The sequence below is a fragment of the Spirillospora sp. NPDC127506 genome, assembly GCF_040302145.1.
Classification (GTDB): Bacteria; Actinomycetota; Actinomycetes; order Streptosporangiales; family Streptosporangiaceae; genus Spirillospora.
This window is the reverse complement of record NZ_JBEORG010000022.1, coordinates 26,455-45,273: the sequence shown is the minus strand read 5'-3', so window position 1 is coordinate 45,273 and position 18,819 is coordinate 26,455. Positions and strand designations below refer to the sequence as shown.

The following is an 18,819-nucleotide window of genomic DNA, read 5'->3' as shown; positions in this document are numbered from 1 at the left end:
TGTGAAGGGACGCGCGCGATGAGAGCCCAGGGGCTGAGTCCCTCCCTCGACTCGGGGGGCGGCCCCGCGGATCTCGCTCCCGCCGGCGTCCTCGCCCCGGCCGGGCGCGGCGCGCGCACCCTGGCCGGGCTGTGCCCGGCGTGCCTCGCGGTGGTGGACGGGTGGGCGATGGCCGTCGGCGTCTCCATGTCGCGGAGCGGGGTGATCGCGGCCCTCGCGGCGCTGGGCGTCGTCCTGGCCAACGCGTCGGGCGGGCTCTACCGGACGCGCCGCAACCCGTCGCTGCTGGCCGACGCCCCGCCCCTGCTTCTGCGGATGCTCGTGGTCGCCGCGATCGTCGCGGTGCTGCTGCCGCACCCGGCGGCGGCGCTGGTGTGGGCGGTGGCGGTCCCGGCGTCGATGTCGCTGGGGTTCCGCGTGTTCATGAACGCCGCCGTCCGGACGTACCGGTGCCGGAGGACCCGGCCGCGCAACGCGCTCGTCGTCGGGACGGGCGGGATGGCCGCGCACATGGTCGACATCCTGCGGAACCGGGGCGAGTTCGGCCTGTCGGCGGTCGGGCAGGTGGCGGCGGGGCGTCCCGCGCCGGCGCCGGTGCTCGGCGAGACGGCCGACCTGCCGGCGCTGGTGGAGGAGCATTCGGTCGACACGCTCGTCGTCGTCGCCGAGGACGTCCACCCCGAGCAGCTCGGCGCCGTGCTGCGCATGTCGTTCGGGCTGCCGTGCGAGACGCTGCTGGTCCAGCCGCCGTCGGACGTGGTGCCGGTGCCGCCGGCGCGGCGCGAGTACCTCGCCGGGCTGCCGTGCGCGCGGGTCGACTGGGGGCTCCGCGACCCCGCCGCCCGCCGCGCGAAACGGGCGCTCGACCTCGTCGTGGCGTCCCTGCTGCTGGTCGCGTTCGCGCCGCTGCTCGCCGCCTGCGCGCTCGCCGTGCGGATCGAGGGCGGCCCCGGCGTGCTGTTCCGGCAGCGGCGGATCGGGCTCGGCGGCGAGGAGTTCGTGCTGCTGAAGTTCCGGACGCTGAAGCCGGCGGACGAGCGGGAGTCCGACACCCGCTGGACCGTCAAGGACGACGCGCGGATGGGACGGGTCGGCAGGTTCCTGCGCAATACGTCGCTGGACGAGCTCCCGCAGCTGTGGAACGTGGTGCGCGGCGACATGAGCCTCGTCGGGCCGCGCCCGGAGCGCCCCCACTTCGTGGAGCAGTTCGCCCGCACCTGCCCCGGCTACATGCTGCGCCACCGCGTCCCGGTCGGGATGACGGGCTGGGCGCAGATCCACGGGTTCCGGGGCGACACGTCGATCGAGCTGCGGGCCCGGCTCGACAACCACTACATCGACCACTGGACGTTCGGCGGCGACCTGCGGATCCTGCTGCTGACGGCACGGGCGATGCTCTGCAAGGACGCCGGATGACCGTCCTCGCCGCGCCGGCCGCCGCCGCGAGGATCCCGCGGCGCCCGAGCCTGCTGATCGCGGCGGCGGTGGCGAGCGTCGGGGTCCCGCCCGGCTCGCAGGCGTTCGGGCCCGGCGTGCAGGTCACCGCCGGGGACGTCGCCGGCTGCGTGCTCGTGGCGGCCGCCGCGTTCCTGCTGGTCACCGGGCGGGCCGAGATGCCGCGCACGGCGTTCTGGGCGTTCGCGCCGCTGGTGGCGGCGCTCGGCGTCAGCACCGTGCACTCCCCGGACATCGGGACCAGCCTGGCCGGGTTCGTCCGCGACCTGCAGGTCTTCGTGCTGGTGCCGCTGGCGGTCGTGCTGCTCGTCCGGGACCGCCGCGACCTCGCCGTCGTGTTCGCGTCGCTGCTCGGGCTCGGGCTGGCGGAGGCCGGGTACGGGATCTGGCAGTCGGTCACCGGCAACGGCGCGTCGCTGGACGGGCGGAGCATCCGCGCCGTCGGCACGTTCGGCGCCCTCGACGTGATGGCGATGTCGATCGTCGCCGGGTTCGCGTTCCTCATCCTGACCGCGTTCGCGCTGGCCGCGCCGCGCCGCGGCCCCGCCGCCGTGGCCGCCGCGCTGGGCGGGCTCGTCGTGCTGGCCGCGGCGCTCGCGCTCGCGCTCAGCCGCGGGACGTGGCTCGCGCTCGGCGCCGCCGCCGTCCTCATCCTGGTGCTGTTCGACCGGTGGACGGCCGTGAAGGTCCTGGTGTGCTGCGGCGCGCTGCTGGTGGTCGCGGCCGCGGGCACGGGCGGCGGCGGGCAGGCCGTCGTCGAGCGGTCCAAGTCGATGGCGGCCTCGATCAGCCATCCCGACCGGTCGGTGGACGACCGGTACAACCTGTGGGCCGCCGCCGTGCGGATCTGGGAGGACCATCCCCTCACCGGCGTCGGCGTGAAGAACTTCCCCGCCTACCGCGACACCTACGCCACGATCGAGCTGTCGTCCGGCAGCGAGACCGCCGACCCGGTCAACGGGTACGCGCGGCAGCCGCTGCTCTCGCCGCACAACGAGTACCTGCTGTTCCTGTGCGAGCAGGGCGTGGTGGGCGTCGCCGGGTTCGGCGCGCTGCTCGCGGTGCTGCTCGCCGGGCTGTGGACGCGCCGCCGGTTCCGCGACCCGTGCTGGCTCGCGGGCGCCGGCCTCACCGCGTTCCTGCTGGTGAACTTCCTGTACGCGGACCTCGGCGGGCCGACCTGCGCGCTCGTCGCCGTCGTCCTCGGCGCGATCGCCGCGTGCGCGTTCGGGACGGTGCGCGAATGACCGGCGGCACGGGCTCCGTCGGGCGCGCCGCCGCGCTGTCGGGGGTGCTCATCGCGGCGGGCACCGGGCTCGGGTTCGCCCGCGACCTCGTGATGGCGCACCTGTTCGGCGCCGGCGAGAGCACCGACGCGTTCCTCGTCGCCTGGACGATCCCGGAGACGGTGTCCCCGCTGCTCATCGAGGACGCGATGGCGCTGCTCATGGTCCCCGTCGTCACCCGGCTGCTCGCGCGCGGCGACGGCCTGCGCCCGCTCGCCGCCTCGGCGCTGCCCCGCATGGTGCTCGGCCTGTCGCTGGTCGCGCTCACGCTCGTTGCCGCCGCGCCCATCGTGGTGGACGTCCTGGCGCCGGGGCTCGCCGACCGCGGCCCGGCCGTCCGGTGCGTCCGGCTGACGGCGGTCACCGTCGTGTCGTTCGGCGTCGCGGGCTTCATGAGCGCGACCCTGCGCGCCCACCACCGCTTCGGCCCGCCCGCCGCGATCTACCTCGCCTACAACGCCGGCATCCTCGCGCTGATCGGGGGCCTCGCGCCCGTCATGGGCATCACCAGCGCCGCGCTCGGCGTCGCCTGCGGCGGCCTGCTGATGGTCGCCGTCCAGGCCCCGGCCTTCGCCCGCTGCATCCGGCAGGGCCCGGCCGCGTCCCTCCCGCGCGGGGCGGCGCCGAAGGGCGGCGGGGTCGAATGGCGGATCGGGGCCGCGGCCGTCGCGCCCGTCGTCGTCTACACCGTGACGCGGCAGGCCCAGGTGTTCGTCGAGCGGTTCCTCGGGTCGGAGCTGGCGCCGGGTTCCATCTCGCACCTGAACTACGCGCAGAAGGTCGCGCAGGTGCCGATGGTGCTGTCGCTGCTGATCGTGACGGTGACGTTCCCGAGGCTCGCGCGGGCCTCGGCGGACGGCGACACCTGGCAGGTCGCCCGCCGCATCCGGCAGGACCTCGTCGTCGCGAGCGCGCTGGTGCTGGCCGCGAGCGCGTTCCTCATCGCGTTCGCGCCGGCCGTCATCAAGGTGCTGTTCGAGCACGGCGAGTTCACCGCCCGGGACACCGGGCGCACCGCGTCGATCATGCGCGTCTACGCGCTCGGGCTGTGGGGGCAGTCGGCGGTCGGCCTCGCCGCCCGCGCGTTCTTCGCGCAGCGGCGGCCGACGTGGCGCCCCGCCCGGGTGCTCGCGCTCGGCCTGGCGGTCACCGCCGCGATCGGCGGCGCGTTCGCCGCGTCCGCCGGGACGATCGCGCTCGCCGCCGCCAACGCCGCCGGGATCACGGTCGCCGCCGTGCTGCTGCTCGCCGGGCTGCGGCGCGGCATCGCGCCCGTCCCGCCGCGCCGCGTCGCCGCCGACGTGTCCCGGCTGGCGCTCGCCGCCGCCGGCGCCTGCGCGGCGGGGATGCTCTTCGCGCACGCCGCCGCCGGGGCGCCGGTGCTCGCCCGGCTCGCCGCCGGCGGGCTCGTGACCGCCGCGGCCTTCGCGGTCCTCGCCGCCCTGGCGGGACCCGACCTCCTTGCTCCATGGATCGCCTTGCGGTCGCGCCGCAGCGTGCGCGGCCGGACCGAATCGGGGGAGACCAGTGACCCAGCCGACCGAGCCGGCGGGAACGACGCGACCGGCGAGAACGACCGAACCGGACCGGCCGGCGGAGGAGATCCGGCCGGTCCCGCTGGTGCTGATGTACCACTCGGTCGACCACTTCGATGAGGACCCGCACCTGGTGACGGTGTCGCCGGCGCGGTTCGAGCGCCAGCTCGCCTGGCTGCGGGCGCGCGGCCTGCGCGGCGTCGCCATGGCCGAGCTGCTGGACGCGCACGCCGCCGGCCGGGCGCGCGGCCTCGTCGGGCTGACGTTCGACGACGGGTACGCCGACTTCGCGACCAGGGCCGTCCCGGCGCTGCTGCGGTACGGGTTCGGCGCGACCGTGTACGTGGTCACCGGGCGGATCGGCGCCTACAACGCGTGGGACGACGGCGGCCCCCGCAAGCCCCTCATGACGGCGGACCAGATCCGGACGGTGGCCGACGCCGGCATGGAGGTCGCCTCGCACGGCCGCCACCACGTCTCCCTCCCCGGCACCGACGACACCGAGCTGCGCGAGGAGCTGGAGGAGAGCCGCGCCGCGCTGGAGGACGTCGTCCAGGCGCCGGTCACCGGCTTCGCCTACCCCTACGGGCACGCCGGCGCCCGCGAGGTCGAGGCGGCGCGCGCCGCCGGGTACGACCACGCCTGCGACATCCGCCCCGCGGAGCCGTCCCGGCACGCGCTGCCCCGCACCTACATCGGCGACCGGGACGGGCCGCTGCGGCTGCGGGCCAAGCTCGTCCGGCACGAGCTGCGCCGCAGGAGCCGCGTGTGACCCGGGTCCTGCACGTCATCACCGGGCTGGAGCACGGCGGCGCCGAACGCCAGCTCGCGCTGCTGCTGCGCCACCTGCCGGTCGCCTGCGAGGTCGCGACGCTCACCCGCACCGGGACGCTGGGCGCCGAGATCCGCCGGACCGGCGTGCCCGTCCACGAGATCGGGATGCGCGGCAACCGCGACCTCGCGGCGCTGCCCCGGCTCGCCCGGCTGATCCGGCGCGGGCGGTTCGACGTCGTCCACACCCACCTGTACCGGGCGTGCGTCTACGGGCGGATCGCCGCGCGCCTCGCCGGCGCGGCGCGCGTCATCGCGACCGAGCACTCGCTCGGCGACGGCCACATCGAGGGGCGGGCGACCACCCGCGGCGTCCGGGCGCTGTACCGGGCGACCGAGCGGCTCGGGTCCGCGACCGTCGCGGTGTCGCCGACCGTCGCGGCCCGGCTGCGCGGCTGGGGGGTGAGACCCGGCCGGATCGTCGTGATCCCGAACGGCGTCGACGCCGCCGCGTTCGCGTTCGACGCGGCCCGCCGCGCCGCGACCCGCCGCCGCCTCGGCATCGGCCCGGACGAGCCGGTCGTCGGCGCCGTCGGGCGGCTCGTCCCGACCAAGCGGTTCGACCTGCTGATCGAGGCGGTCGCGCGGCTGGACGGCGTCCGGCTGCTGCTCGTCGGGGCCGGGCCGATGCGCGGCGCGCTGGAGCGGCTGGCGCACCGGCTCCGCGTCCCGGTCATCTTCACCGGGGGGACGTCGGACGTCGCGGGCGCGCTCGCCGCGATGGACGTGCTCGCCGCGCCGTCCGTCCAGGAGACGTTCGGGCTCGGCGTCGTGGAGGCCCTCGCCGCCGGGCTGCCCGTCCGCTACACGGCCTGCCCCGCCCTCGACGACGTCCCGCCCGGCGAGGCCCCCGGCGCGCGCCGCCTCCCCACCGACGCCGCGGTCTGGAGCGCGGAGCTCGCCGGCGCGCTGCGCGCGCCGCGCGACCGGACGCGCGTGCCGCCCGTCGTCGCCCGCTACGCCATCGCCGAGCAGGCCGCCGCGCTCGCCCGGCTGTACACGCCCGGGCCGCCCGACCGCGGGGCCGTTCCGATACGAGAAAGGGCACACGATGCCGCAACGTGAAGCGAGAGCGAAGGCCAGGGGTCTCGGCGCCGCCGGGCGCCTGCGGGCGCCGGCCGCCGCGTACCTGCGGCGGTTCGGCTGGGCCGCCGCGTTCGTGCTCGCCGGGTTCCTCGGCGGGCTCGGATACGCCCTGTTCGCGCCCACCACCTACACCGCGACCGCGTTCGTCCTCGTCGTGGACTCCGCCGACGGCCAGTCCGGGCCGGCGGCGGTCAGTTTCGCGCAGGCGTACGGGCGGCTCGCGCCGCTGCCGGAGACACTGCAGCACTCCTCGATACCGCTGCCGGCGCACGCGGCGGGCGACACCCGCCGGCACGTCCAGGCGTCCACGTCGCCGGACACGCCGCTGATCCGGCTGGCCGGCAGCGCCCGGACGGCCCGCGACGCCGCCGCGTTCGCCAACGCCGCCGCCGACGCGCTCGTCCGGTACGGGGCGCAGCACCGCGCGGACACCGGGGTGCGGGTCGCGCTGATGACGCTCGCCGAGCCGCCCGCCGTCCCGTCGTCGCCGAACCCGGCGCTGGACATCGCCGCGGGGACCGCCGCGGGCGTGCTGCTCGCCGGGCTCAGCGCCGCGATCATGAGCGGGCGGCGCGGAGCCCGGCGCGACGCGCGGCGGCGCGCCGCCGTCCCCGCCCCGGCCGCCGCCGACCGGATCGAGGTGGCGCCGTGACCGCCGTCGCGCCCGTCCGGCTCGCGACCCCGGCCGTCGAATGGTCGGTGGAGGTGCACCGGGACGAGCAGGCCCTCGTCGGCCTCGCCGGCGAGCTGCGCGACCTGTACGACCGCAGCCCGGCCGCGACCCCGTTCCAGACCTACGAGTGGATCAAGGCATGGTGGGGCTGGTACGGCACGCGCGGGCGGCTGCGGCTCGTGCTCGTCCGCCGCCGGGGGCGGCTCGTCGCGGCGGCGCCGCTGATGGCGGGCGTCCGGTACGGGTTCCCGGTGCTGCTCCCGCTGGCCGGGGAGCAGAGCGACTTCACCGACTTCCTCCTCGACCCGGTGTACGCGGACGGCGCCGTCCGGCACCTCGCGCGGGCGCTGCTGGACGAGCGCGGCTGGTGCGCGATCGACCTGCGCGAGGTGCGCCCCGGGTCCGTGGCGCACCAGGTCGCCCGGGAGTGGCCGCGCGGGACGTGGCGGACGCCGTCGTCGGTGTGCCTGGAGCTCCCGGCCGCCGGCATCGACGACGTCCTCGACCGGCTGCCGCGCCGCACCGCCGGGAAGATGCGGGCGAAGCTCCGCAAGGTCGACGTGCGCGGCATCACGGCGGAGAGCGTCCCGCCGGAGCGCGCGGCGGAGGCGGTCCACGCGCTTCTGGACCTGCACGCCCTGCAGTGGAAGGGCCGCCCCATCAACCCCGAGCACACCCGCGAGCGGTTCCGCCGGCACCTGGCCGAGGCCGCGAGCGGGATGGTGCGGGACGGCCGCGCCGCCGTCCTGCAGTACAGGTGGGACGACCGGCTCGTCGCCAGCGACCTCGTCCTCATCGGCCACCGGTACGTCGGCGCCTACCTGTACGGCGCGATCCCGGACCTGCGGGCCTGCGTGGACGTCTCGCTGATGATGCTGCGCCAGGACCTAGCCCTCGCCCGGGACCGGCACCGGCAGGGCGTCAGCCTGCTGCGCGGCGACGAGCCGTACAAGCTGAAGTGGCGGCCGACGCCCGTCCGCAACGAACGGATCATCCTCGGGCGGTCCGGTTCGGCCGCCGCGTTCGCCGGGCTCGCCCGGGCGCGCGGGCGGCTGTCGGACCGGCGCCGCGGGCGGGACGGGCATGGCTGAGCCGCTCCGGGTGCTGCACGTCAGCCAGCCCAACGCGGGCGGCGTCGCGGTCTACGTCGGGCAGGCGGCGATGGACCAGCGCAGGCGCGGCTGGGCCGTCGCGGTGGCGTGCCCGCCGGGCGGCGACCTGCCGGAGCGGTGCATGGCGGCCGGCGTGCCGTGGCTCAACTGGGGCGCCGCGCGCACCCCCGGGCCCGGCGTGCTGCGGGAGTCGCTGCGGCTGCGGCGCCTCGTCCGGACGTTCGCGCCCGACGTCGTCCACCTGCACTCGGCCAAGGCGGGCCTTGCCGGGCGGCTGCTGCTGCGCCCGCGCGGGACGCCCACGCTGTTCCAGCCGCACGGCTGGTCGTGGCTCGCCGCCACCGGGCGGCAGGCCGCGCTCAGCCGCCGCTGGGAGCGGCTCGCGGCCCGCTGGAGCGACGCGCTCGTCTGCGTCGGCGCGGGCGAGCGGAGCCAGGGCGTGGACGCGGGCGTGCGCGGCGCGTACCGGCTCGTCCGCAACGGGGTCGACCTGAGCAGGTTCGCCCCGGCGGGCGGCGCGGACCGGCTCGCCGCCCGCACCCGGCTCGGGCTCGCCGGCTCGGTGCCGCTCGCCGTCTGCGTCGGGCGGCTGACCAGGCAGAAAGCGCAGGACGTCCTGCTCGCGGCCTGGCCGGCGGTCACCGCGGAGTGCCCGCCGGCGCTGCTCGCGCTCGTCGGGGACGGCGAGGACCTGGAGCGGCTGCGGCGCCTGCGGACGGCCGGGGCCCGGTTCGTCCCGGCGGTCGCGGACACCCGCGACTGGCTGGCCGCCGCGAACGTCGTCGTCCTGCCGTCCCGGTGGGAGGGGCTGCCGCTGACCGCGCTGGAGGCCCTCGCCGTGGGGCGCCCCATCGTCGGGACGGACATCCCCGGCATCAGGGAGCTCGTCGGGCCGGGGACCGGCGCGCTCGTGCCCGTGGAGGACCCCGCCGCGCTCGCCGCGGAGATCACCGCCCGGCTGCGGTGCCCGGAGACCGCCGAGCGGGAGGGGCGCGCGGCCGCCGCCGCCTCCGCCGCCTACGACCTGTCCGGGACGCTGGACCTGCTCGCCGCCGTCACCCGCGACGCGGCCGGGCGCGGCGGCGCGCCCGCCGAGGACCCGGCCGACCCGCGGGCGGTGGCGGGCGGGCTCGTCCACGCGGGCCTCGCCGGAGCCCGGGACGGCGTGGCCGCGGTCGCCGGGGCGCCCGGCTCGAACGGCGCGTTCGGCGGCGTCGGCGGCGGGGCCGTCACGCCGCCGAACAGCTCCCGGTAGGCGGCGGACGACCTGGGGTGCGCGCCGCACGACCACACGCCGTGCGGGCAGTAGTCGGTGATCGACTGGTACACCACATCGTGCGACATGATCCAGTCGTGCATTCCCTTGACATATTCGGGGTTGTCGGAATTGCGGAACAAACCCCATTCCGGGAACGAGATCGGCTTGCCGTGCGCGGCGGCGAACGCGGCCTGCGCGCGCAGCCCGTACGGCTGGTTCACGTAATCGTCAAAAGTCTTGCCCGGCGGTTGGTCGTAAGTGTCGGACCCGATGATGTCGACGGCGTCGTCACCCGGATAGCACTCCGTCCACGGGATCGCGTCGCTGCCCCGGGTCGGCGCGAAATCAAAACGGAAACGCGCGCCGCGCACCGCGCGCATGGTCGCGACGATGCGCCGCCAGTACGCCTTCCACGCGGCGGGGTCCGGCGCGCACCGGCCGCCGTAGGACTCCCCGTTCATCTCCCAGCCGAGCACGATCACCGCGTCGCCGGCGCCGAGCCGGACCAGGCGCCGGGACAGGATCCGGTAGTGGACGTCGAACGCGCCCGACGCGCCGCCGCGCAGCAGCGAGCGCAGCACCGGCACCGGGATCCACGCCTCGTTCGGCGCCATCATCGGCACGTTCACCACCAGCAGCCTGCGCGGATCGGCGGCCTTCCAGCGCGCCCACGGCGTGAGCATCCCCCACGGCCCCTCGATCTCGCGCCAGCCGTCGCCCGGCAGGTAGGTGCGCCCGACCGTCACCGTCGAGCCGAGCCAGCGCTGGAACCGGGCGACCCGGGCGACCCCCTCCGCCCCCGACCCCAGGAACGCCCCCAACGGCACATATGACGGCCCCCTGTGCGCCGCCTGGGGCCGCGGCCAGGCCGCCATCGTCGACGCGACGAGCATCACGACCATGGCGAACGCGGCCAGAAGCGGAGGGAGCGGACAGAACGGAATGGGCCTTTTCCGCCGTCCGCCGAATGGCCGTCCCGCTGAATGGATATCCGCAGCTCGCATGCGTATCGTATGCCCTTGGGCGCCCATCGCGAAAAAGGCGTCCGGACGGAACAGGCCCAGAATTTACGTGAGGAAGGTCGTCGTGCGCCGCAATCCTTGGGAATACGCCTGAACACATGTTCTTCGACACCCGCACCCCGCCCCGGACGCGCCTGGATGCCGGCCTCCCCGTCCTGCTGCTGCGCACCGACCGCAACCACTTCCACCACGGGACGCTCGCGGCGATCCGCAGCCTCGGCCGCGCCGGCGTGCCCGTCCACGCCATCATGGAGGGCCCCGCCAACCCCGCGGCCCGGTCCCGCTACCTGCACCGCCGCCATCCGTGGGCGCCGCCCACCGCCTACCCGTCCGAACTGCTGAGCCACCTGCGCGCGATCGCCGAGCGCATCGGCCGCGAGACGCTGCTCGTCCCGATGGACGACGCCGGCGCGATCTTCGTCGCCGAGCACGCGGACTCGCTGCGGCCCCGCTTCGTCTTCCCGCACCAGGAGCCGGACGTCCCGCGCGGCGTCGCCGACAAGCGCCGGCTGCGGGACGCGTGCGAGGAGCACGGCATCACCTCCCCGGAGAGCCGGACCCCCGAGTCCGCCGCCGACGTCGACGAGGCCGCGCGGGACCTCGGCCTGCCGGTGATCGCCAAGTGGGCGCGGCCCTGGCGGCTCGGCACCGGGATGCGCAGCACCACGGTCGTCCGCACCCTCGGCGAACTGCACCGGCTGTTCGCCGCCACCCGCCACCGCGACCCGGACGGCGACGCCGGCCCGCTGATCCTGCAGCGCCGCATCCCGGCGGGCCGCGGCGACTGGTTCTTCCAGGGCTACTTCGACGAGAACCTCGACTGCCTGTTCGGCGGGACCGGCCGCAAGCACCTCGCGCACCCGCCGCAGGCCGGGCACACCGTCGCCGGGGAGTGGGTCGGCAACGACGAGCTCCACCGGCTCGCCGTCCGGATCGTCCGGCTGCTCGGCTGCCGCGGCCTCGTCGACCTCGACTTCCGCCTCGACCGGGACGGCGGCTACCACCTGCTCGACTTCAACCCGCGGATCGGGGCGCAGTTCCGGCTGTTCACCGACCGGAACGGGCTCGACCTCGCCCGCGTCCTGCACCTCCACCAGTCCGGCCGCCGCGTCCCGGACGCGAGCCCGGCGCCCGGCCGCCGCCTGCTGGTGGAGAACCACTACGTCCAGCAGGCGGCCGGGCGGCGGCTGCTGCGCGGCGGGACCCTCCGCCCGCTGCGCGACACCCTCCGGCCGCTCCGCGAGGCCGACGAGTTCGCCTGGTTCGCCGGGGACGACCTGCCGCCCTTCCTCGCGATGGGCCGGCGGAGCGCGCTCCGCGCCGTCGAGCGGCTGCGCACCAGGTAAACACCACAATCACACGGGGGAATGAGACATGAGCGACTCGGCCAGCGACGTCGTGATCGCCGGCGCCGGGCCCTACGGCCTGTCGACCGCGGCCCACCTGCAGAACGTCGGGCTCGACGTCCGCACCATCGGCGAGCCGATGCGGTTCTGGGAGACCGGCATGCCCGAGGGCATGTTCCTCAAGTCCGAGCCGTTCGCGTCCAGCCTGGGCTCGCCGCAGCCGGGGATGAGGTTCACCGACCTGCACCCCGGCTGGCGCATCGGGCAGCCGATCCCGCTGGACACGTTCGTCGGGTACGGCCGCTGGTTCGCCGCCGAGGCCGTCCCGCAGCGCCCGGACGACCGGGACGCGCAGGTCGTCAACATCGAGCGGGGCCGCCCCGCCGGCTACGCGGTCACGCTGTCCACCGGCGAGACGATCGCGGCGCGGACCGTGGTCGTCGCGGTCGGCGCCGGCCCGTTCGCCCACATCCCGGACGAGCTGGCCGGCATGCCGTCCTGGCTCGTCTCGCACAGCAGCGCCCACCGCGACCTCGCCCTCTTCGCGGGCAAGGAGGTCGGCGTGATCGGCGCCGGGCAGTCCGCGCTGGAGACGGCGGTCCTGCTGGCCGACGCGGGCGCGCGGCCGCACGTCATCGCCCGGCGGCCGGAGATCGACTGGAACACCGTCCCCGCGGAGCGCCGCTCCCTGCGCGACCGGCTGCTCGGCGGCCCCCGCTCCGGCCTCGGCACCGGCTACCGCACCTGGCTGTGGGCGGAGCGCCCGGGGCTCGTCCGGTACCTGCCGGAGGGGACCCGCCGCCGGATCGTCCGCGAGACGCTCCCGCCGGCCGGCTCCTGGTGGCTGCGCGACCGGCTGGACGAGCGGGTCCGCGTGTCGACGGGCCGCCGGCTGGCGAAGGCCGTGGAGCAGGAGGACGGCCTCGCGCTCACCACCGTGGACCGCGGCGGCCGCCGCCTCGTCACCGAGTTCGAGCACGTCATCGCGGCCACCGGGTACGTCCCGGACGTGACCCGGCTCGGCCTGCTCGCCCCGGACCTGCGCGGCCGCATCGCCACCCGGTTCGGCGCCCCGGTCCTCAGCCGCGACTTCGAGGCGTCCACGCCCGGCCTCTACTTCGCCGGCCTGGCCGCGGCCCCGACCTTCGGCCCGGTGATGCGCTTCGTCCACGGCGCGGACTTCGCCGCGGGCCGCATCGCCCACCACATCATCCGCCGCATCCCGCGGCCGCGGCCGACCGCGGCGCACCTGGCCGGCGTCCTGGAAACGGACGCGTCCCACCGGTAGGCCGCACCGCACTCGCCTTCAGGAGACCGCCCCCTCCTGGAGGCGGGTGCATTTCACCCCGGACCCATTTCACGGCGGTTCTGGTCGCGCTGGGACGGCGTGCCCTCCGCTGAATGCGGTATGGCGGGAGAATTCGCCGGTTCCGGGGTTGAGGATCGTCCACTGGACGGGCGGCTCACGGCACGGAGCACGCCCGGGCGGCGCTAGTACCCCGGCGGCAGGGCGCGCCGGCGGACCCGTTCGGTCCGCGCCGTCTCCCGGAACCAGTGCCAGCGCGAGTAGAGCGTCCACACGCCGGAGAGGCCGCGGCGGGTCTTGGTGCGCTGAGCAGCGGGGACGTTGGAGAGCGCGATCAGCATGAGGTCGGCTCGGGTGAGGAAGCGGTGGGCCTCGCGGCGGGGGGCGCGGTGGCGGCGCAGCGGGTGGAGGCGGGCGATCGCGGACGAGGGGTCGGGCATGGCAGCTCCTCGATGGGGCGATCCGGTGACCGCCCGCTTACCGACTGTAGCGCATCCGATACCGGTCGCCATGCTTCTCCCCGGAACGCCCGCGAGTACCGGCACATGGTTCAAGGACGGCAAAGCGGACGTCCGCGGAATGGAAAGCCGGGCGCGGTAAAAGGCGTATTAATGGCGCGGTAAACGATCGGGGGACACGCCGGTGAAGAAATCGATGCTCCTTGCGGGCGGCCCTTCAGGTGTTACGTTCTAGCGGACCACGAATTCGGCGACAAGGAGAACCGGCAGTGGAGTGCGCACCGATCCGGCGCGGGGCGAACCGCCCCCAGGGTCGGCCGCGGCGTGCCCTCGTCCCCGTTCTCCTGCGGCTCCTCGCCGTCGCCGGCTTCGCCTTCGCGGGGTGGGTCGCGCTGTCCGCGCTGGCCGACTCCGCGTTCGCCGCGGAGCGCCCGCCGCAGGCGGTGCAGGCCGGCGACCGGGGCCCGGCCACGCTGCGGCACCTCACGTCCCGGCCCGCCCGGCGCACGATGGCCGACGACGTGCGCGAGATCGGCGGCGACCCGATGCGGTACGTCCGGTCGCGGCAGCACGACCTGTTCGGCGACAAGGACCGGGCCGTCAGCCGTGTGCGCGAGCTCGCGGACGCCGCCGGGGTCCCGCACGTCCGGGTCCCGCACGTCCGGGTTCCGGACGTCCGGTCCGAGCGGCCTATCCTGCGCGGCCTCGTCCAGCGGGTGACCGAGGCGCCGTCCGAAGGGCGCCCGGCCGCCGCTGAGCCGGCGGAGGCGCCGGACGGGAAGGCCTCCGCCGCGCACGACCGCGACGACGCGGTCCCCGCGCCCCGCCCCTCGGCCGCTGCCGCCAAGGCGGCCGCGGAGCGGAAGCCCGCGGGCTGCGCGCGCTGCGCCGGAGACCACCGCGCTCCCGCGCACGCCCCCGTGCTGCCGCCCGTGCAGGACGGCCCGCACGGCGGTTCGGCGGGCGGGCACCCGTTCCCGCCGGTCGGCGACCTGCCGGGCGGCCGTGCCGCCGCGGCCCCGCCCGCCGTGGACGCGGGCACCTTCCAGCGCACCGCGCTGACCGACGTGGCCGCGCCCGGCGGCCCGTCCGTCGTCCCGGACTAGTCCCGGACCGACCGTCCCCGTCCGGCCCCTTCGAGCGGCCGGTCTCTCCCGCGGCCGCGTGCCCGAGGCACGCCGCCGCCCCCGCTGAACCTCTCCGCGCGCAACGGCCGAAGTCCGGCCGCTGCCAGTGCTGCGCCCACCCGACGGTGCCGCGCAGTGATCACCACCGATGCAACAGACAGGAGCAACATCATGCGTACGTGGGTGAAGAGCACGTCCCGCGCCGCCCTGGTGGCGGCGGGCGCCCTCGCCATCGGAGCCGCCTTCGGCCCCGGGACCGCCGGCGCGGCCGCCTTCGGCGGCGGCCACGACGGCAAGGTGACCATGGAATCGTCCGGCAACTTCGGGCTGCTGAACGGCAACCAGGTCTACGCGCCGATCAGCATCCCGATCGACGTCTGCGGCAACGCGATCGCCGTCGCCGGGCTCGCCGGGGCGCAGTGCGAGGGCGGCGCGAGCGTCTCGTCGCACCGCTCGCACGGCGGCTACGCGGCCGACCCGGGCTACCGGACGGCCGGCGCCTGGGACGGCGGCGGCTGGGACGACGGCAAGGGCGTCGACATGCAGACGTCCGGCAACTTCGGCATCGCCAACGGCAACCAGGTGTACGCGCCGATCAGCGTCCCGATCGACGTGTGCGGCAACGCCGTCGGGGCGCTCGGCCTCGCGCAGGCGCAGTGCAAGGGCGGCGCGTCGGTGAAGCGGTCCTCCGCCGACCGCAAGGTGCACATGCGGTCGTCGGGCAACTTCGGCATCGCCAACGGCAACCAGCTGTACATCCCGATCAGCGTCCCGGTCGAGGTGTGCGGCAACGCCGTCGCGGTGCTCGGCCTCGCGCAGGCGCAGTGCAAGGGCGGTGCGTCCGTCGGGGACGGCGAGGACCACGAGATGCCGCCCACGCTGCGGACCCCGCCGGTCAAGCACAAGAAGCCGTACAAGCCGTCCAAGCACCGCCCGGCCGCCAAGCACAAGAAGCTGCCCTCGACCCTGCGGGCCGACGGCCGCCGCGTGGCGGGCACGGGCGTGAACTACCGCAGCGCCGACGGGCTGCCCATCGTCGGGGACCTGCTGAAGAGGGTGCAGCAGGCCGTCAAGGTGCCCGGGGTGGACGCGCAGACCGGCCGGCTCGGCCCGCAGCTGCCGAACAGCGGCGGGGCGCCCGTCCGGATCGGCTCGCCGGTCCTGAGCTGATCGCGCGCCGGCCCGGGTGACGATCCGCGGCCGGCGAGACCGAGGAGAGGGGGCGGTAGACGTGCCGCCCCTTCCCACGCCTTCCCACGCCGTGCGAACTCCAGGGGGAGACCAGCATGCTCGACCGAAAGGCCCTCGCGGCGGCCGCCGCCGCGTTCTGCGCCGTGCCCGTGCTCGGCGTGCCGCGGGCGACGGCCGCGCCCGCGGTGCCGGCGGCGGCCCCGGCGGCCGGGGCGGCGGCTCCGGCGCGCGCGGAGCACGGCGCGCTGATCGGGCAGATCCGGATCAAGCGGATGCACCTGAAGGCGGACGTCCGGGAGGGGGTCGGCCAGGCGGTCCTGCGGCGGGCCGTCGGCCACTACCCCGGCACGGGCGTGCCGACCCGGGACGGCAACACGGTGCTGCTCGGCCACCGGACGACGTGGCTGCACCCGTTCAACAAGCTGGACCTGATGCGCCGCGGCGACCGGATCGTCCTGCGCTGGGGCCGCAGGACCTACGTGTACAAGGTGCGGACCAAGCGCGTCATCAAGCCGCGCGACCGGCGGGCCCTGGAGCCGGTGCCGTTCAAGCGCCGCAGCGCGCCGGACGGCCGGTACATCACGCTCGTCACCTGCACCCCGAAGGGCTCCGACCGGCGCCGCCTCGTCGTCGTCGGCAAGCTCCAGCCGAGGCGCTGACCCCGGGACGCTGGAACGGCGCGGTGCGGCTCCGCGCCGTTTCAGCGTCCGCCGTAGAGGGCGACCAGCCCGTCGTAGTCGCCCTTGCCGAGGGTGGCGGGGCCGCTGTCGCAGGACGCGATGGTCGGCGCCATCGTGAGGTTCTCGTGCTCGATGCCCTCGACGTGCCCCAGGCCGAGGACGTGGCCCGCCTCGTGCGTCGCGACGCCTTCGGCGGAGTAGCCGCCGGCCGGGCACGACCCGCCCGTCCACCATCGCCTGCCCTGCGCCTGCAGCGCCATGTCCGTCTCGACCGTCGCCGGGCCGTCGAACCAGGTGCAGGTCGCGGCGAGGACGTCGGTGTCGGCGTCCGGCATCGCGTGCCAGCCGAACGTGTTGACGCCGTCCCTGATCCCGCAGCCGGCGGCGCCGGTCACGTTCGGGGGCCGGCTCGCCCGCCCGGCGTACTCTTCGGCGATGTCCGGCGGCGGGGTGAAGCGGCCGCCGTCGGCGCAGTCGGTGCGGGCGCCGGCCATGTTGGCGATTCCCGCGGTGACGGGGGCCTGGGGCAGCCCGGCGTTCCCCGCATAGTAGCGCCATCGGACGGCGGTCCCCTTCGGCCATCTGCTCGGCTCGGCGCGGTACGCGCCGTCCGCGCAGGCCGCGGCCGGCGCCCGGAAGCCGCGCGGCCGGCCCTGCGGCACCCGCCCGCCGCGCCCGTCGATCGTGACCACGCCGGCCCGCTCGTCCACCCGGATGCTCAGCTCGGCGCCGCCGTCGGTGCGCAGCGCGTGCGCGACCACCGAGGTCCCGTCGGACGGGACGACCGCCGCGAGCCCGTTCGCGCCGCGCACCGTCCGGCCGCGCAGGTCGCAGTCGGCGATCTTCACCCGCTGCGGCATCGCGCGGGCGGAGAGCGTCCCGCCGGGCCCGCACCACGCGGGCGCGCGCCGTACCGAGGCCGCCGCCGTGCCGGTGAACGCGGCGCCCGCGAGCGCCGCGGCGGCCGCCGCGGCCCCCGCTCGCACGGCCGCCCGTGGAAAGTCGCCCATTGCAGTTTCTCCGATGTGCGGGAACGTCCTTTGGCAGTCTTTCGCGGGCCCGGGAAAGGGAAACCGGCGCTTTCTAAAATGATCACCATCTCCGCTTCCCGGAAATGCGCGGGTGAACGTGCCGGTGAGCATTTGTCGTGAAATGGCTGGCGAGGCGCCCGGAGAACGCCGTAAGTATCGGGTAAATCATCCCCCATAATCGAGCAAACGCGTTTATTGCGTCTCGATACGGAAAAACAGCGGGTAATCCGGCAACTCGGGATCAATCAGAACACCGTTGCCGCGCCGCGAGGCGGGCACAGGACCCATCTCTCCCCGCCCCCCGTCCGGCAGCGTTCACGGAAGCAGAGGTGTTCAACGTGCAGACGCAGACACAGGTGCGGGAGCTCATGGGCATGAGCGTGACCGACACCCACGGCACCAAGGTCGGCACGATCAAGCAGGTCTACCTCAACGACGACTCCGGTGAGCCGGAATGGGTGACCGTGCACACCGGATGGTTCGGGATGCGGGAGAGCTTCGTCCCGCTGTCCGGTTCGCGGAAGAACCAGGACGTGCTGCAGGTCCCGTACGACAAGGAGACCATCAAGGGCGCTCCGAACGTCGACGCGGACGAGCACCTGTCGCACGCCCAGATCGTCGGGCTGTACCGCCACTACGGCGTGCGCCCTCCGGGCGGCCGCCGCCAGGGCGACGAGCAGACCGAGAAGCGGGGCGGGGAGCAGGACGCGAAACGGGACGCGGCCCGGACGGCCGGGGAGCGCGGCGAGGGCAAGGCCGGCGAGGACAGGACCGGCGAGGGCAGGACCGCTGAGGGCGAGGCCGCGGGCACGGCCGGCGGCACCGGGACCGGCCCGGCCGCCGCGGGGACCGCCGGCACCGCGGGGACCGCCGGGGCCGCGGGCAGCGCCCCCGGTATGGCCGTCCGCCCGGACCGGGCGGCGCGCGGCGGGCCGACGATGCCGCCGCAGTCGGCGCGCGAGGGCGCCGAGGCCCCGATGACCGAGATCACCCGCTCCGAGGAGCAGATGCGGATCGGCACCGAGCGGCACGAGGCCGGCCGCGTCCGGGTGCACAAGTACGTCGACACGGAGATGGTGGAGCGCACGATCCCCGTCTCGCACGAGGAGATCAGGATCGACCGCGAGCCGATCACCGGCGGCGAGCCGGACCCGAAGGTCCACATCTCCGAGGACGAGCACGAGATCATCCTCTACGAGGAGCGCCCGGTCATCGCCAAGGAGACCGTCCCCGTCGAGCGGATCCACGTGCGCACCGAGCAGGTGCAGGACGAGCAGACGGTGCGCGGCGAGCTGCGCAAGGAGCGCATCGAGGTGACGCGCGACGGCGACGTGCGGGGGGACGGCCGCGGCGAGCCCGGCCGCCCGTCCACGTGAGCCCCCGTCCCGCCGCAGGGACGACGACTTCGGTCCTGAGAACACG

Annotated in this window: 16 protein-coding genes and 1 pseudogene; 14 read left to right on the top strand and 3 right to left on the bottom strand. The window is 75.8% G+C overall.

All coding sequences use genetic code 11. The features are described 5' to 3' along the window. The first annotated feature begins 18 nt into the window (after nt 1-18). Genes ABTW95_RS21235 through ABTW95_RS21200 form a run of 8 tightly spaced genes read left to right on the top strand, consistent with a single transcriptional unit; the run spans nt 19 to nt 9,233 of the window. Nucleotides 19-1,416, top strand: a complete 1,398-nt coding sequence (locus tag ABTW95_RS21235) for an exopolysaccharide biosynthesis polyprenyl glycosylphosphotransferase (RefSeq protein ID WP_500227168.1) — start codon at nt 19-21, stop codon at nt 1,414-1,416. Next, nucleotides 1,413-2,702, top strand: a complete 1,290-nt coding sequence (locus tag ABTW95_RS21230; protein ID WP_396445521.1) for an O-antigen ligase family protein — start codon at nt 1,413-1,415, stop codon at nt 2,700-2,702. Before ABTW95_RS21235 ends, ABTW95_RS21230 begins: the two co-directional genes overlap by 4 nt. Continuing rightward, nucleotides 2,699-4,396 (top strand): murein biosynthesis integral membrane protein MurJ, encoded by a 1,698-nt coding sequence (gene murJ / locus ABTW95_RS21225; RefSeq protein WP_500227167.1) that lies wholly within the window; start codon nt 2,699-2,701, stop codon nt 4,394-4,396. The genes ABTW95_RS21230 and murJ overlap by 4 nt, the downstream gene beginning before the upstream one ends. Then, nucleotides 4,368-5,048 (top strand): polysaccharide deacetylase family protein, encoded by a 681-nt coding sequence (locus ABTW95_RS21220; RefSeq protein WP_396445523.1) that lies wholly within the window; start codon nt 4,368-4,370, stop codon nt 5,046-5,048. The genes murJ and ABTW95_RS21220 overlap by 29 nt, the downstream gene beginning before the upstream one ends. Beyond that, a complete protein-coding gene (locus ABTW95_RS21215; protein ID WP_396445524.1) occupies nt 5,045-6,172 on the top strand; it encodes a glycosyltransferase in 1,128 nt (375 codons plus the stop codon). The genes ABTW95_RS21220 and ABTW95_RS21215 overlap by 4 nt, the downstream gene beginning before the upstream one ends. Next, on the top strand, nt 6,159-6,845 hold the full coding sequence (locus ABTW95_RS21210; RefSeq protein ID WP_396445525.1) for a Wzz/FepE/Etk N-terminal domain-containing protein: 687 nt from the start codon (nt 6,159-6,161) through the stop codon (nt 6,843-6,845). The genes ABTW95_RS21215 and ABTW95_RS21210 overlap by 14 nt, the downstream gene beginning before the upstream one ends. Further along, nucleotides 6,842-7,957, top strand: coding sequence for a GNAT family N-acetyltransferase (locus ABTW95_RS21205; RefSeq protein ID WP_396445526.1), 1,116 nt, complete (start codon nt 6,842-6,844; stop codon nt 7,955-7,957). Before ABTW95_RS21210 ends, ABTW95_RS21205 begins: the two co-directional genes overlap by 4 nt. After that, nucleotides 7,950-9,233: a glycosyltransferase family 4 protein gene (locus ABTW95_RS21200; RefSeq protein ID WP_396445527.1), complete on the top strand. Its 1,284-nt coding sequence runs from the start codon at nt 7,950-7,952 to the stop codon at nt 9,231-9,233. Before ABTW95_RS21205 ends, ABTW95_RS21200 begins: the two co-directional genes overlap by 8 nt. Nucleotides 9,234-9,490: 257 nt before the next feature. Here the strand turns inward: ABTW95_RS21200 and ABTW95_RS21195 are convergent. Then, nucleotides 9,491-9,697 (bottom strand): annotated as a pseudogene (locus ABTW95_RS21195) (glycosyl hydrolase); the annotation flags it as partial. A gap of 659 nt (nt 9,698-10,356) precedes the next feature. Between ABTW95_RS21195 and ABTW95_RS21190 the strand changes: the two are divergent. Next, nucleotides 10,357-11,604: a carboxylate--amine ligase gene (locus ABTW95_RS21190; RefSeq protein ID WP_396445528.1), complete on the top strand. Its 1,248-nt coding sequence runs from the start codon at nt 10,357-10,359 to the stop codon at nt 11,602-11,604. A 28-nt stretch (nt 11,605-11,632) separates the two neighbouring features. Next, nucleotides 11,633-12,892 carry an FAD-dependent oxidoreductase gene (locus ABTW95_RS21185; RefSeq protein ID WP_500227166.1) on the top strand — a complete coding sequence of 420 codons (1,260 nt, stop codon included), beginning with the start codon at nt 11,633-11,635 and terminating at the stop codon, nt 12,890-12,892. A 203-nt stretch (nt 12,893-13,095) separates the two neighbouring features. Here ABTW95_RS21185 and ABTW95_RS21180 read toward each other — a convergent pair whose 3' ends face one another. Continuing rightward, nucleotides 13,096-13,350 (bottom strand): hypothetical protein, encoded by a 255-nt coding sequence (locus ABTW95_RS21180; protein WP_396445530.1) that lies wholly within the window; start codon nt 13,348-13,350, stop codon nt 13,096-13,098. A gap of 287 nt (nt 13,351-13,637) precedes the next feature. On the opposite strand from ABTW95_RS21180, the gene ABTW95_RS21175 reads away from it, so the two are divergent. The 3 genes from ABTW95_RS21175 (at nt 13,638) to ABTW95_RS21165 (ending at nt 16,345) form a co-directional block, all read left to right on the top strand. Continuing rightward, nucleotides 13,638-14,474 (top strand): hypothetical protein, encoded by an 837-nt coding sequence (locus ABTW95_RS21175; RefSeq protein ID WP_500227165.1) that lies wholly within the window; start codon nt 13,638-13,640, stop codon nt 14,472-14,474. Between the two features lie 192 nt (nt 14,475-14,666). Next, nucleotides 14,667-15,665, top strand: coding sequence for a chaplin family protein (locus ABTW95_RS21170; protein WP_500227164.1), 999 nt, complete (start codon nt 14,667-14,669; stop codon nt 15,663-15,665). Nucleotides 15,666-15,781: 116 nt separating this feature from the next. Further along, entirely contained in the window at nt 15,782-16,345 is a 564-nt protein-coding gene (locus ABTW95_RS21165) for a class E sortase (protein ID WP_396445533.1), read from the top strand. Nucleotides 16,346-16,386: 41 nt separating this feature from the next. Here the strand turns inward: ABTW95_RS21165 and ABTW95_RS21160 are convergent, their stop codons facing one another. Then, nucleotides 16,387-17,376, bottom strand: a complete 990-nt coding sequence (locus tag ABTW95_RS21160; RefSeq protein WP_500227163.1) for a matrixin family metalloprotease — start codon at nt 17,374-17,376, stop codon at nt 16,387-16,389. A gap of 359 nt (nt 17,377-17,735) precedes the next feature. On the opposite strand from ABTW95_RS21160, the gene ABTW95_RS21155 reads away from it, so the two are divergent. Next, the gene (locus ABTW95_RS21155) at nt 17,736-18,773 is read left to right on the top strand and encodes a DUF2382 domain-containing protein (protein ID WP_500227162.1); all 1,038 of its coding nucleotides are present in this window, start codon (nt 17,736-17,738) and stop codon (nt 18,771-18,773) included. Nucleotides 18,774-18,819 lie beyond the last annotated feature (46 nt).

What these genes read in the sequence shown, in the direction of transcription:
- ABTW95_RS21190 (WP_396445528.1), top strand. Translation starts at nt 10,357, where the DNA reads ATGTTCTTCGACACCCGCACCCCGCCCCGGACGCGCCTGGATGCCGGC.
- ABTW95_RS21165 (WP_396445533.1), top strand. Translation starts at nt 15,782, where the DNA reads ATGCTCGACCGAAAGGCCCTCGCGGCGGCCGCCGCCGCGTTCTGCGCC.
- ABTW95_RS21230 (WP_396445521.1), top strand. Translation starts at nt 1,413, where the DNA reads ATGACCGTCCTCGCCGCGCCGGCCGCCGCCGCGAGGATCCCGCGGCGC.
- ABTW95_RS21200 (WP_396445527.1), top strand. Translation starts at nt 7,950, where the DNA reads ATGGCTGAGCCGCTCCGGGTGCTGCACGTCAGCCAGCCCAACGCGGGC.
- ABTW95_RS21180 (WP_396445530.1), bottom strand. Translation starts at nt 13,350, where the DNA reads ATGCCCGACCCCTCGTCCGCGATCGCCCGCCTCCACCCGCTGCGCCGC.
- ABTW95_RS21235 (WP_500227168.1), top strand. Translation starts at nt 19, where the DNA reads ATGAGAGCCCAGGGGCTGAGTCCCTCCCTCGACTCGGGGGGCGGCCCC.
- ABTW95_RS21170 (WP_500227164.1), top strand. Translation starts at nt 14,667, where the DNA reads ATGCGTACGTGGGTGAAGAGCACGTCCCGCGCCGCCCTGGTGGCGGCG.
- ABTW95_RS21220 (WP_396445523.1), top strand. Translation starts at nt 4,368, where the DNA reads ATGTACCACTCGGTCGACCACTTCGATGAGGACCCGCACCTGGTGACG.
- murJ (WP_500227167.1), top strand. Translation starts at nt 2,699, where the DNA reads ATGACCGGCGGCACGGGCTCCGTCGGGCGCGCCGCCGCGCTGTCGGGG.
- ABTW95_RS21160 (WP_500227163.1), bottom strand. Translation starts at nt 17,376, where the DNA reads ATGGGCGACTTTCCACGGGCGGCCGTGCGAGCGGGGGCCGCGGCGGCC.
- ABTW95_RS21185 (WP_500227166.1), top strand. Translation starts at nt 11,633, where the DNA reads ATGAGCGACTCGGCCAGCGACGTCGTGATCGCCGGCGCCGGGCCCTAC.
- ABTW95_RS21210 (WP_396445525.1), top strand. Translation starts at nt 6,159, where the DNA reads ATGCCGCAACGTGAAGCGAGAGCGAAGGCCAGGGGTCTCGGCGCCGCC.